The organism is Acinetobacter sp. YH12132 (genome assembly GCF_013418645.1).
GTDB classification, from domain to species: domain Bacteria; phylum Pseudomonadota; class Gammaproteobacteria; order Pseudomonadales; family Moraxellaceae; genus Acinetobacter; species Acinetobacter indicus.
Window position 1 is genome coordinate 14,665 of the sequence record NZ_VPBR01000008.1, and the last position, 13,428, is coordinate 28,092.

A 13,428-nucleotide genomic window follows, 5' to 3' on the forward strand; every position below is an offset into this window, starting at 1 on the left:
CATTATTTTTCACTCAAACCAGCTTAGGAGATTCGCCAAAATCACCATAGTTCAGTTTTGTTAAACCACGTTAACTTGCCAGCTGCTCAAAAATAAAGCGCAGAGATATCATAAACTTATAAAGATAATTCAGTTACATAATCGGCAAGACCGGGCGTTTTTTCTGTAAAAATAGCTCATGCTCCTGTAGCGCTGTTGCACTCAAGTTTGAGTCTTGAGTAAAAAATGCAGCAGTTATGCAAAATAAAAAAGACCAAAAGACATCTTATCTTCTGGTCTTATAAAAGCTGGCTAAAATCTGCTGTTACTGGAATTTGGCTTTCAGCTGGGCCAGACAGGTACGAATCAGGTGACCGCCCTGCCCGATTTTGTCCTGCCAGTGATTTGGCACCGAACACTTGGCCAGACGCACCCAGACACTGGAAAACTGCTGGATAAAATTGGCCTCATTATAATGAATGCCATATTCTGCACACAGCGCCTTGATTTTTGGTGCCACTTCGGCATAACGGTTGGCCGGCATATCCGGAAATAAATGGTGTTCAATCTGATGGCTTAAATTTCCACTTAAAATATGCAGCCACTGGGTGCCACTAAAATTACTCGAACCGCGAATCTGGCGGATATACCATTCAGCCCGGCTTTCATTTTCGGTGTTGTCGGCTTCAAAATTTTCCGCATCTTCAGTGAAATGGCCGTTAAAGATCACCGCGGATGCCCACAGGCTGCGAATCACATTGGCGACAGCATTGCCGGCAAAAACCGGAATGGCATTTGGCCCGGCAAGCAGCGGGAAAAAGACATAATCTTTGACCACCTGACGGCGCATTTTCTTTCTTAAACCGGCCGCTTCATCCCAGACCTGTTTCCAGGTTTTGGTTTTATAAACCAGTACATCTTCTAAATGCAGACGTTGCAGCCCCACATACCATTCAAAAAATACCATCAGCTGAATGGCCAGCGGAATATTCATCAAAAAACGCGGTTCCCATTTTTGTGCTTCGCTAACCCGTAGCAAGCCATAGCCGACATCGTGGTCTTTGTCGACAATATTGGTATAGGTGTGATGAATATAGTTATGGGTATATTTCCAGTCGTCTCCGGTGGCAATGGTGTCCCAGTCATAACTGGCACCGTTCAGGGTCGGATCATTCATCCAGTCAAACTGGCCATGCATGACGTTATGACCCAGCTCCATATTTTCAACAATTTTGGATAATCCGAGTAAACCAGTCCCCAATAACCATACTGGCGGAATCCAGCCGCCAAACATCAGCATCCCACGTGAGGCAATTTCACTATAGCGGACAAAATTACGGATTTTATAAATATACTGGGCATCTTTTTCCCCCAGATCGTCCATGACTTCACGGCGGATGGCTTCCACTTTGGCACCAAATTCCTGAATCTGAGCCTCGGTTAAATATTTTGACTTGCTGTTCGGATGTAACGCGGCAGGCATATTCATGTGATGTTCCCTCCAGATTATAAGTTAATCACGACAGGACTGATTGCCTGCGTCACGCAAAGTTTGATTTGGGTATTATGGTTATGGTCAATTTCACCGGTCAGCAGATTACGCACGCTGCCGCTGACTTTGGTACAGGAACAGGTATTGCAGATTCCCATGCGACAGCCATGGGCCGGTCTTAACCCGGCGGCTTCGGCACTGTCCAGCAAATTGCTGTTGGCCTGAAAATCCTGCTGCGAGCGCAAGAACTGCACCGGCTGCGCCTCCAGAGTTTCATCTGCGGTCATTTGAAAATACTCGGAATGAAACTGCTCGCTTAAATCCAGCTGCTGACAAATCTGCTGGGCGGCCTGCATCATCGAGGCTGAACCACAAGCATAAATATGTCGCTCACCCAGTTGCTCGACCGTGTTTTGCAGTAAGGCCAAAGACAAATGCTGACGCTGTTCTACGGTATTAAAATGATGATATTTAAAATGCGGATACATCAGCGCCAGGGTTTTAATTTCGGCATGGAAGGCATCATCCCGGGTGAAATACAGCAGGTCTATCGGCTGGGTCGAGCTGACCACGGCTTTTTGTAATAAGGAATAAATGGCGGTAATCCCACTGCCCGATGCAATAAAACATAAAGATGGAACTTGTGCCGGCAGCACAAAATTGCCCTGCGGCTGGGACAGCTCCACCACAGCCCCTGCCGGTAACCGGGTCAAGGCATTGGACATTTTGCCTTGCCGTTTGATGGCCAGAATCACATCGCCGTTATCGAGCAAAGTGACAATGGAATAGCTGCGCTGCTGGCGGACCCCATTCATCGCCAGCGTGATCAGAATACTTTGTCCGGCCTGAAAACGCTGTGCCTGAAAATTCTGGTTGGGACGTAAATGAATTTTATAAAAGTCTGGACTTAATGCCTGAATTTCAACAACGCAGGCTTTGACTTTTTTCAATGCCCAGACTGGATTTATTTTTTCTGCAATAAAATCAATAAAATCTTCTCGAATCCACTCGGGTTTATACTCTACAGAAGTGCTCATAGCGGCCTCATGATTTTTTCAGTGAACGGATGTTCTTTTTTTAATGTTCATGCCCACTATATAGATTCATAATCTCGATTCCATGTGAATGCAGGACAAAACTTGTCTTTTCCTTATGTTTTAGCTGGTTTTGTCTGACAAGATTCTGCACTTTTTCGGTCCCGACTTCGATGGGAGAAGTTTTATTGTTCTGATTTGCTTTTGTGCAGGCGCAGGATTTTTCATGAAAATGTCGTATGCTTTTGTCAGACTCGGTGAAAATGCCTGATATTTTTGCTGTAATTTCCCCCCACATTAGACTTAAGTCCAAAAAAAGTCTAAAACCAAAAAAGCCAGAAGTGTCCTTCTGGCTTTTTTAATCTATAGCGTGTAATTAGAAGTTATAGATGGCCACCATATTAATACGGTTATCTTCACCTTTATTACTGCCATTCGTTGCTGCTTCTAAAGCTGTACGTTCACCATAGACATATTCCAGACCTAAGCTAACCGGCTTGATCGGACTATAAAACACGTTGGCCCATGCCTGCCATAAGTCTTTGTTGGCTCTAGTTGCATTAGACTGTGTCTCTGTTGCCGGTGTTGAAGCAATCAAGGCATTTTTATAGTTCTGATCATTATCAAAGCTCATATAGCCATAACCCACTGTGCCGCGCAGTTTTTCATTAAACTTCTGGGTCAGACCGACCGTAATCGAATCAAACTCGCTTTGCTCCAGACCGTTTGCACCCTGGATGGTGCCGGTATTGGCAAAAGACACAAAGCTGCTATCACCCTTCACATGGTAGTAGTCTGCTTTTAAAGTCGTGCTTGGGGTCACATCATATTTAGCGCCCAAGCCCACACCCCACGCCATTTCTTCATCAGAATTGATGCGTTTTTCATGGCCCATGGCACGTGCGCTCACGCTCATGTTATCGGCGAACTGATGATTTAAGCGCGCAGTTAAAGCCGGTAAACGCTGGGTGATGCTGTTATCTTTTGGGTCTTCAGCAGCCACCACCAGATTGGTTTGCGGGCTGAATTTCGCGGTATAACGCACTTGCGGGAAACGTTTAACTGCGCCACCGGCATAGGCCAAAGCATCGACTGTTTCCGGCATATAATCCGGCACTGCAAAGTTTGACCAGGTTTGACCAATTAACCAGTTGGCATAGCTCATATAAGCATGACGGATACGTAAATTATCAAATTTATCACCACCAAGGAAATCTACCTCAATTTTACCGCTCAGGGCTTTGTCACCAGCACCAACCGGTGCTTTAAAGTCCATGCCTAAACGGGTAGCAGAAAGTGTTGATCTTAAACGATCACTACTTTCATTATTGCCTTCTAACGCTACGGCATTAATATGGTTATATGGCAAATCTCGGCTACTGCCCTCAACCTGATAAGAACCATCCATACGGACGTTTCCATACAGGTTAAATTCAGCATTACCCAGCGTCATACCCAAGCCGCGCTTTTCAGTGCTGGCTTTTTGTGCAACAGGTGGTTGTACCGCAGTATTGGCAAGTTGGTTTAAATTCGCTTGAACCGTTTGATTTTGTTGAGCATATTGATGAACAAGTGCTTTCAGTTGTTGCACTTCCTGACGAAGCTGCTCAACTTCCTGGCTGCTTTGCGCATTGGCCATTACACTCATTGTTAAACCGACAGCAATTACTAAAGGTTTGATCATCATTGTTTTCATGGGCACACTTATCCTGTGACTATCCGTTTTTGTCGTTCCTGACAAAGTTTCATTGTTTTAAAGTTTGGCTAGCCTGAAGAACTCAAGCTAGCGGTTTGCTCAGAGATTAATGTGCAGAGCTTTTGACTGCTTTGACATTGCTGTTGGCGAAGCTTTCCTGCTTGGCTTTGGCACCATCTACCGAGACTTTCAGATTTACCATAAAGATCGCTACGGCTGCAATTAGACCAGGGATGGCAATCATCATGAAATTCATCTGGTGTGGCAGGTTTAAAGTCAGCAGTGCACCAGTCAGCACAGGCCCGACAATCGCGCCGATCCGGCCAATTCCAGAGGCCCAACCCATACCGGTTGAACGTACTGTAGTCGGGTAAAACTGTGCGACGAAAGTATATAGTAAAATTTGTGATCCAATGGTGGCTGCACCGGCAATGGCAATTAAGGTATACAGTACTGGCTGTGGACTGTTAAAGCCAAGCAGGATTAGCGCAATTGCCCCCACGGTGAACATAATGGTCAATACCGGTTTCAGATGGAAACGATCTGACAAGGCACCGCCACCAATTGCACCGACCATACCGCCAATATTCAGCGCGAACAGGAACAGCATACTTGCACCGAGTGAATAACCGGCCTGAATCATCAGTTTTGGTAACCAGCTGCCCAATGCATAGACCATTAACAGACACATGAAGAACGCAACCCAGAACATTAAGGTACTGAAGGTACGACCTTGCTGGAACAGTGCACGTAATGGGGCTTCATCACCGGCCATCACTTCATTCAGCACAAACTGGGTATTTGGCGCAATATTCTGTTCTGGAGCAATTTTCTGTACAAAGGTGCGGACCTGTTCTGTTTCACCTTTTTTGGTGAGGAACATCAGGGATTCTGGCAAGAATTTCCACAGCAGCGGTAACAGCAATAATGGTGTACCGGCTAGGTAGAACATGATTTTCCAGCCATAATCTGCCACCAGCCATGCACCTAACAAGGCAGAGGTCATCCCGCCAATGGCATAGCCACTGAACATCACGGCAACCAGAGTACTCCGAATCCGTTTTGGTGCGTATTCGGTCATCAGTGCCACCACGTTTGGCATCACGCCGCCAATACCTAAACCGGCAAGGAAACGTAAAATACCAAACTCAATCGGGTTACTAGCAAAAGCGCCCAGGAAGGTAAAGCCACTGAAAATGGCCACACAGATCATAATGGTCTTTTTTCGGCCCAGTTTATCGGAGAGCGTTCCGAAACTCATGGCACCGAACATCATCCCGAACAGCGCGGTACTGGCCAATAGCCCTGCCTCTACCGCACCAAGTGACCATTCCTGCATCAATAGTGGTAAAGCCACCCCGTAAATAACCAGGTCATAGCCGTCGAAGATAATAATTAATAAACACCATAAAAGTACGCCCCAGTGAAATGGCGTAAATTTCGCGTTATCAACCACCGTATTGATGTTTACTGAATCTGTTGTATTCACGATAAGCCTCCTGCTTGTGAAACCGTCCAAATTTTTGTAAACAATGACCCAATGCGTTATTTTTGTCCAAAACCGATTGCATATATATTCATACCTAAAAAGTTAGGCGGAAAAATTAGTTTTATAAACAATTGTTTATGTTTTAAACAATCTATCTTTATGTAAGAAATATAAATTAAAGTTTATTTTTAAGCTGTGAAACATAAAAAAAGGTCTGAACAAAAGCGCGCCGTTCAGACCTGTTGCAACTTTATCTTTATAAAGGATGGAAAGAGCTAAACTTCAACGCCCTTAAATTACAGTACGATCATATTTAATCGCTTCCAGATCATAGACCTGATAAATACTGTCAAACAGCGAGCGGATATCTTCGCTTTCATCCATACTGCGAATCGCCAGGAAAATCGGGCTTTTAGCAGCATCATCGAGTAAAGGAATATAGTTCAAATGCGGCAACTGTATGGTACGCGCGCTTTCCGGGACTATACACATACCTTCGCCGGCAGCTACCAGCCCCAAAGCCAGCTGAATTTCACGCACTTCTTTTAAACTGCGCGGCTCCAGACTGTATTCGGAAAACAGGCCGCGCACTTGGGTCGAAAAATTCGGTTTGGGATGGTTTGGATAGAGAAAAATATTTTCTTCGACAATATCTGAAAGGTATATACCCTGCCGCTTTGTTGCAAATAGATGACTGTCATGCACTGCCACCATGAGCGGTTCTTCACGCAATAAAATACGTCGAATGGCCGGATCGGAAATGCGTAAACGGCCAAATCCGACATCTATACGACCTTCCTTTAAGGCCTGAATCTGGTTGGTGGTGGTCATTTCAACCAGTTCTATCTTTAAATTAGGATGTTGTTGGCGGAATAAATAGACTATTCTGGGGAGTAAACCATAAAGTAAAGAGCCCACAAAACCAATGGTCACGGTTTTCTCGACCATTCCCACCCGCTTGGTCATGGTTTTGATCTCTTCCGCATTAGACAAAAGTTTTACGGCATGCTGATAGAAAAATTGGCCTGCCGGAGTGGTCTGTAATGGGCGGCTACCGCGCTCAAATAGCTGAATTCCAAGCTCACTTTCCAGATTTTGGATCTGACGGCTTAAAGGTGGTTGCGCAATAAACAGTTTTTCAGCTGCTTTGGTAAAACTCTGTTCTTCTACCACAGCAACAAAGTATCTGAGATGTCTAAGTTCCATACCCTTTCCATACCTTTAGAATATAATAAAATGCCAAAATGATCTTCGACAGTGCGTTTCTATTCTTTTAAGGTATATCACATCAGATACACAACGCAAGATTGCGAAGAGTAAAGTGATGTATAAATCCATTGAAACCATGCTTGTCGAGATTCCTACCATTCGTCCACACAAAATGGCGGTGGCGACAATGCAGACGCAAACCCTGGTATTGGTAAAGATCTCCACAGACGATGGTTTTGTGGGCTGGGGCGAAGCAACCACAATTGGTGGATTAGGCTACGGTGAAGAAAGCCCAGAAAGCGTAAAAACCAATATTGATACTTACTTCGCACCTTTACTAAAAACATTGGCAGGTTTGAACTTTGCACAAACCATACGCGCCCTGAAAAAGAATATTAATGGCAACCGTTTTGCCAAATGTGCCATCCAGACTGCTTTACTGGACATTCAGGCACAGCGCCTCGGTTTACCACTGAGTGAAATTCTTGGTGGCCGTTTACGTGACAGCGTTCCTGTGCTTTGGGTATTGGCTTCAGGCAATACTGAAAAAGACATCGCTGAAGCGCAGAAGATGATTGAAATCAAACGTCACAATGTGTTCAAGCTGAAAATCGGTTCTCGTCCGGTTGAAGAAGATGTTGAACACGTGCTGGCAATCAAAAAAGCATTAGGCAAAGACGTTTCTATTCGTGTTGACGTCAACCGTGCCTGGTCAGAGCTTGAAGCCATTAAAGGTATTCAGCTGCTGCAAGATGGCGGTGTTGACCTGATTGAACAGCCATGCGGCATTGAAAACCTCGATGCGATGCGTCGCCTCACCCGCCGTTTCGATATTGCCATTATGGCAGACGAATCGTTAATGGGTCCAAACAGCGCTTACCAGATTGCCCGTAACAATGGCGCATCAGTTTTTGCAGTTAAAGTGGCGCAGTCCGGCGGCCTGATTGAAGGATGTGAGGTTGGCAAAATTGCCAAGCTGGCCAATATCGACCTATACGGCGGCACCATGCTGGAAGGCCCGGTAGGAACCATTGCTTCAGCGCATGTGTTCTCGACTTTTGAAAGCCTGGCTTACGGCACCGAACTGTTTGGTCCATTGCTACTGACGGAAGAAATTTTAAAAACACCATTGCAATATCAAAACTTTGAATTGGTGTTACCAACCACTGCCGGTTTAGGTATTGAACTGGATGAAGACAAGCTTGACCGCTTACGTCGTCAATAAAGGAGCTAGACATGCTTTTCCACGTACGCATGGATGTCAATATTCCACTCGATATGCCAGCTGAACGCGCTAATGAAATTAAAGCCGTTGAAAAGGCATATTCGCAGGAATTACAGCGCCAAGGTAAATGGCGTCATATCTGGCGCATTACAGGCCAGTATTCAAACATCAGTATTTTTGATGTTGAGAGCAACGAAGAACTGCACAACCTGCTGCAAGGTCTGCCGTTGTATCCATACATGAATATTGAAGTGATGGCGCTTAACCGCCACCCATCTTCTGTCCGTGATGATGACACCTGATTCACAGTTCATATCGGTATTTTAAGAATTTAAAGCCGCTATCGGGGTAGCGACTTTAGAAATCCAAAGGGTAAATAAACAAGGATTGTGGCCAGCCAGATCAGCCAGCCAAACAAGCATTCAGGCAGCCACGACAACTATATACATACATTCAAGGAGTAATTGTATGGATCGTCAAACAATTGAAAACGTAGTTAAGGCTTGTAACGTCGACACTGCAGAGGGTCCGGTAAATCCACGCGTTCAACAGGTTGTGGTACGTCTTGTAACTGATCTTTTCCAAGCGATTGAAGACCTGGATTTAAGCCAGTCTGAAGTATGGAAAGGTATTGAAACCATTATTGACATCGCCAAAGCAGATGAATTTGCATTAATGGGTTCTGCAGTTGGTCTGGAACACTTCCTTGATCTTCGTGCTGACGAAGCAGATGCCAAAGCAGGCCTGACTGGCGGTACGCCACGTACAATTGAAGGTCCTTTATATGTTGCAGGCGCACCTGAATCAGTAGGTTTTGCACGTATGGACGACGGTTCTGAAGAAGGCAAAATCCCGACTTTAATCATTGAAGGTACAGTAACTGACACTGACGGCAACATCATTCCTGGTGCTAAAGTTGAAGTATGGCATGCAAACAGCCACGGTAACTATTCATTCTTTGATAAGTCACAAAGCCACTTCAACCTACGTCGCTCAATCTTAGCTGACGAAAAAGGTCAATATGTTGCTCAAACAACTATGCCTGTAGGTTATGGCTTAAACCCTGAAGGTCCACTTCAAGGTGTATTGAACCAAATCTCTCGTCACGGTCAACGTCCAGCTCACGTGCACTACTTCATCTCTGCACCTGGCTACCGTAAGCTTACGACTCAGTTCAACATCGAAGGTGATAAATACCTTTGGGACGACTTCGCATTCGGTACTCGTGAAGGTCTAGTTGCTGAAGCTGTAGACGTAACTGACGAAGCTGAAATCGCACGTCGTGGTTTGAAAGGTCCTTTCAAATACATCCAATTCAACGTTGTTCTTCAGAAAGATAAAGAAGGCGCTCCTTCTACTGAAGTTGAACGTCGCCGCGCAAGCGCATAATTTGAATGGAATCGGGATGCAATCATTAGATTCATCCCGATGACTTCCCCTCCTTGGAAAGTCGGAGAAAGGACATGCCTCGTATTCCTGTTATTAACACCAGCCACTTAGACCGCATTGATGAGCTATTGGTTGATGATTTTGAATCTGGTGAATTTAAACTACACCGTTCAGTATTCACAGACCAAGCCCTGTTTGACCTAGAAATGAAATACATTTTTGAAGGCAACTGGGTTTATTTGGCACACGAAAGCCAAATTCCAAACAACAATGACTACTACACCACTTACATTGGCCGTCAGCCAATTATCATTGCACGTAACCGCAATGGCGAATTAAATGCCATGATCAATGCGTGTTCACACCGTGGTGCACAGTTATGTCGTTACAAGCGTGGTAACAAAGCAACTTATACTTGCCCATTCCACGGTTGGACTTTCAACAACTCTGGTAAGTTGTTAAAAGTGAAAGACCCTGCCGATGCGGGTTATTCAGATTGCTTCAACAAAGACGGTTCACACGACTTGAAAAAAGTTGCCCGTTTTGAAAGCTATAAAGGTTTCTTGTTTGGTAGCTTGAACCCAGATGTTCCTTCTTTAGAAGAATACTTAGGTGAAGCAACTAAAATCATTGACATGATTGTGGGGCAATCACAACAAGGTCTTGAAGTTTTACGTGGTTCTTCTACTTACACTTATGAAGGTAACTGGAAGTTAACTGCTGAAAACGGTGCCGATGGTTACCACGTGTCTGCAGTACACTGGAACTACGCTGCAACAACTCAGCAACGTAAAGAAAAAGAAGCTGGCGACAACATTCGTGCTATGAGCGCAGGTTCATGGGGCAAACAAGGCGGTGGTTCTTACGGCTTTGAAAATGGTCACATGCTACTTTGGACACAATGGGCTAACCCAGAAGACCGTCCTAACTTTGCCAAAAAAGATGAATATACCGAGAAATTCGGTGCGCCAATGGCGAAATGGATGATCGAGCGTTCCCGTAACCTGTGTATCTATCCAAACGTGTACTTCATGGATCAGTTCGGTTCACAAATTCGTGTGTTACGTCCGCTGTCTGTAGATAAGACTGAAGTGACTATTTACTGTATCGCACCTGTGGGTGAAGAGCCAGAAGCACGCGCACGCCGTATCCGTCAATACGAAGATTTCTTTAACGCATCAGGTATGGCAACCCCAGACGATCTTGAAGAATTCCGTGCATGTCAGGCAGGTTATGCCGGTATTGCCCTGGAATGGAACGACATGAGCCGTGGTGCCAAACACTGGATCCAAGGTCCAGACGATGCAGCCAACGAAATTGGTTTAAAACCAAAACTTTCAGGTATTAAAACTGAAGACGAAGGTTTATACCTTGCTCAACACGAATTCTGGCTCAAACTTATGAAAAAAGCGATTGCTGACGAGAAAGAGCTTGCTGCAACTGAAGGAGAAAACGCATGAGCGACATCACTTTAGAAAAAGTTGCACAGTTCCTTTATCAAGAAGCTCGCTTTTTAGATGATGAACAATGGGATGAGTGGTTACAGTGCTACGCTCCTACTGCTTCTTTCTGGATGCCAGCTTGGGATGACGATGACCAATTAACTACAGATCCACAGTCTGAAATCTCTTTGATTTACTACCCAGACCGTCAAGGTTTGGAAGACCGTGTGTTCCGTATCAAAACTGAACGTTCGTCTGCAACCATGCCAGACACACGTACGAGCCACAACATCAACAACATCGAAATTGTTGAACGTGATGGCGATAAAGTGACTGTACGTTTTAACTGGAACACCTTAAGTTTCCGTTACAAAACCAACTACAGCTACTTTGGTATGTCACGCTACGAAATCGACTTTTCTGGCGACAAACCACAAATTTTAAGCAAGTACGTGGTGCTGAAAAACGATTACATCAACCAAGTAATCGACATTTATCACCTCTAAGACTGTATTGATTTACAGCTAGGTAAAAACCTTTCAGCCAGATGGAATTTTGGCTGAAAGGTCAAGTTTTAAAGATTTCTATAGGATATTCAGCCATGTCAAACCACAATGTTGCACTTCAATTTGAAGATGGCGTTACACGTTTTATTTCTGTTACAGATGGTGAAACACTGTCAGACGCAGCTTACCGTCAAAAGATCAATATTCCTTTGGACTGCCGTGACGGTGCATGTGGAACGTGCCGTGCGTTTTGTGAATCAGGTTCGTATGACATGCCTGAAGAAACTTATATTGAAGATGCATTGACACCAGAAGAAGCTGAACAAGGCTATATTCTTGCATGCCAATGTAAACCAACTTCAGACGCAGTATTCCAAATTCAAGCCACTTCTGATGTATGTAAAACTGAAATTCATGCATTTGAAGGTACATTGGCACGTGTTGAAAACTTATCTGACTCGACTATTACCTTTGATATTCAGTTAGATGAAGGTCAACCAGATATTCACTTCCTTGCAGGTCAATATGTGAATGTGGGTATTCCAGGCACAACAGAAACTCGTTCGTATTCTTTCAGCTCTAAGCCTGGCAACCGCTTAACTGGCTTTGTGGTACGTAACGTACCAAACGGCAAAATGAGCGAATTCTTAAGCCAAAACGCTAAAGCTGGCGACAAAATGACCTTTACGGGTCCATTTGGTAGCTTCTACTTACGTAATGTAGCACGCCCTGTGGTGATGTTAGCGGGTGGTACGGGTATTGCACCATTTATGTCTATGCTGCAAGTGCTTGAAGAAAAAGGTTCTGAGCACCCTGTACGTTTAGTCTTTGGTGTGACCAATGACTTTGACTTGGTTGCAATTGAAAAATTAAACGAACTACAAGAAAAATTCTCTTGGTTCGAGTACCGCACTGTTGTGGCAAATCCAGAATCTGCACACGAGCGTAAAGGTTACGTGACTGGCCATATCGAAAACGAATGGCTCAACGGTGGTGATGTAGACATCTACCTATGTGGTCCAGTGCCAATGGTAGAAGCGGTACGTGGCTGGTTAGATGCAGAAGGTGTTAAACCTGCAAGCTTCCTATTTGAAAAATTCTCTGCCAACTAAGTTTGTTAGACAGTCTAGAAACATAGTCGGAGAATACAATGAATCGCTCAAAAAGATTTGAAAACAAAGTTGTAATCGTGACTGGTGCCGCTCAAGGCATTGGTCGCGGTGTGGCTTTACAAGTGGCTAGCGAAGGCGCACAAGTAGTCATGGCTGACCTTTCTCCTTATGTAGAAGAAGTGTTGGCTGAAATTGAAGAGCTTGGTGGCGATGCTGTTACTGTAAAAGCCAATCTTGAAACTTTTGCAGGTGCAGAATCTGTCGTTGCAAAAGCACTCGATACCTATGGCCGTGTAGATGTACTCATCAACAACGTCGGTGGTGCAATCTGGATGAAACCTTTCCAAGAATTTTCTGAAGAAGAAATTATCAAGGAAGTGAATCGTTCATTGTTCCCAACCCTATGGTGCTGCCGTGCCGTGTTGCCAGAAATGATTAAGAATCAAAAAGGTACGATTGTAAACGTATCTTCTATTGCAACACGTGGTATTAACCGTGTGCCGTATTCGGCTTCAAAAGGTGGTGTGAATGGCTTAACCGCTTCCCTTGCCTTTGAACACGCCAAAGACGGTATTCGCGTCAATGCAATTGCCACAGGCGGCACTGAAGCACCACCACGCAAAGTACCACGTAATGCCAACCCGCTTTCTGAATCAGAACAAGCGTGGATGCAAGAAGTGGTAGATCAAACAATTGATCGTACTTTCTTGGGGCGCTACGGCACCATTCAGGAACAAGTGAATGCGATTTTATTCCTTGCTTCTGATGAATCATCGTACATGACAGGTACGGTTGTACCTGTAGGTGGTGGTGATCAGGGTTAACCTGATCATCTTTTTTGTACAGGATCATTGC

Annotated in this window: 12 protein-coding genes; 7 read left to right on the forward strand and 5 right to left on the reverse strand. The window is 44.7% G+C overall.

Translation table 11 applies throughout. The features are described 5' to 3' along the window. Positions 1-304 precede the first annotated feature (304 nt). The 5 genes from FTU67_RS09500 to FTU67_RS09520 all read right to left on the reverse strand — a co-directional run bounded on the left by FTU67_RS09500 (position 305) and on the right by FTU67_RS09520 (position 6,896). Complete coding sequence (locus FTU67_RS09500; protein ID WP_005178063.1) at positions 305-1,468, reverse strand: acyl-CoA desaturase; 1,164 nt, start codon at positions 1,466-1,468, stop codon at positions 305-307. Between the two features lie 17 nt (positions 1,469-1,485). After that, positions 1,486-2,508 carry a ferredoxin reductase gene (locus FTU67_RS09505; RefSeq protein WP_160241305.1) on the reverse strand — a complete coding sequence of 341 codons (1,023 nt, stop codon included), beginning with the start codon at positions 2,506-2,508 and terminating at the stop codon, positions 1,486-1,488. Positions 2,509-2,881: 373 nt separating this feature from the next. Further along, positions 2,882-4,201, reverse strand: a complete 1,320-nt coding sequence (locus tag FTU67_RS09510) for a DcaP family trimeric outer membrane transporter (RefSeq protein WP_180057674.1) — start codon at positions 4,199-4,201, stop codon at positions 2,882-2,884. Between the two features lie 106 nt (positions 4,202-4,307). Beyond that, the gene (locus FTU67_RS09515) at positions 4,308-5,690 is read right to left on the reverse strand and encodes an aromatic acid/H+ symport family MFS transporter (RefSeq protein WP_005178072.1); all 1,383 of its coding nucleotides are present in this window, start codon (positions 5,688-5,690) and stop codon (positions 4,308-4,310) included. A gap of 291 nt (positions 5,691-5,981) precedes the next feature. Then, the gene (locus FTU67_RS09520; protein ID WP_005178075.1) at positions 5,982-6,896 is read right to left on the reverse strand and encodes a LysR family transcriptional regulator; all 915 of its coding nucleotides are present in this window, start codon (positions 6,894-6,896) and stop codon (positions 5,982-5,984) included. Between the two features lie 118 nt (positions 6,897-7,014). On the opposite strand from FTU67_RS09520, the gene FTU67_RS09525 reads away from it, so the two are divergent. The 7 genes from FTU67_RS09525 (at position 7,015) to benD (ending at position 13,397) form a co-directional block, all read left to right on the forward strand. Continuing rightward, a complete protein-coding gene (locus FTU67_RS09525) occupies positions 7,015-8,124 on the forward strand; it encodes a muconate/chloromuconate family cycloisomerase (protein ID WP_168406264.1) in 1,110 nt (369 codons plus the stop codon). Positions 8,125-8,135: 11 nt separating this feature from the next. Next, positions 8,136-8,426: a muconolactone Delta-isomerase gene (gene catC / locus FTU67_RS09530; protein WP_005178078.1), complete on the forward strand. Its 291-nt coding sequence runs from the start codon at positions 8,136-8,138 to the stop codon at positions 8,424-8,426. Between the two features lie 166 nt (positions 8,427-8,592). Next, positions 8,593-9,513 (forward strand): catechol 1,2-dioxygenase, encoded by a 921-nt coding sequence (catA, locus tag FTU67_RS09535; RefSeq protein ID WP_180061685.1) that lies wholly within the window; start codon positions 8,593-8,595, stop codon positions 9,511-9,513. 74 nt (positions 9,514-9,587) lie between these two features. Further along, positions 9,588-10,973, forward strand: coding sequence for a benzoate 1,2-dioxygenase large subunit (gene benA / locus FTU67_RS09540; RefSeq protein WP_180061686.1), 1,386 nt, complete (start codon positions 9,588-9,590; stop codon positions 10,971-10,973). Next, positions 10,970-11,461, forward strand: a complete 492-nt coding sequence (gene benB, locus FTU67_RS09545) for a benzoate 1,2-dioxygenase small subunit (RefSeq protein WP_131261937.1) — start codon at positions 10,970-10,972, stop codon at positions 11,459-11,461. Before benA ends, benB begins: the two co-directional genes overlap by 4 nt. Positions 11,462-11,556: 95 nt before the next feature. Continuing rightward, positions 11,557-12,573 carry a benzoate 1,2-dioxygenase electron transfer component BenC gene (gene benC, locus FTU67_RS09550; protein WP_019837573.1) on the forward strand — a complete coding sequence of 339 codons (1,017 nt, stop codon included), beginning with the start codon at positions 11,557-11,559 and terminating at the stop codon, positions 12,571-12,573. A gap of 38 nt (positions 12,574-12,611) precedes the next feature. Then, entirely contained in the window at positions 12,612-13,397 is a 786-nt protein-coding gene (benD, locus tag FTU67_RS09555; protein ID WP_160241299.1) for a benzoate diol dehydrogenase BenD, read from the forward strand. Positions 13,398-13,428: the final 31 nt, after the last annotated feature.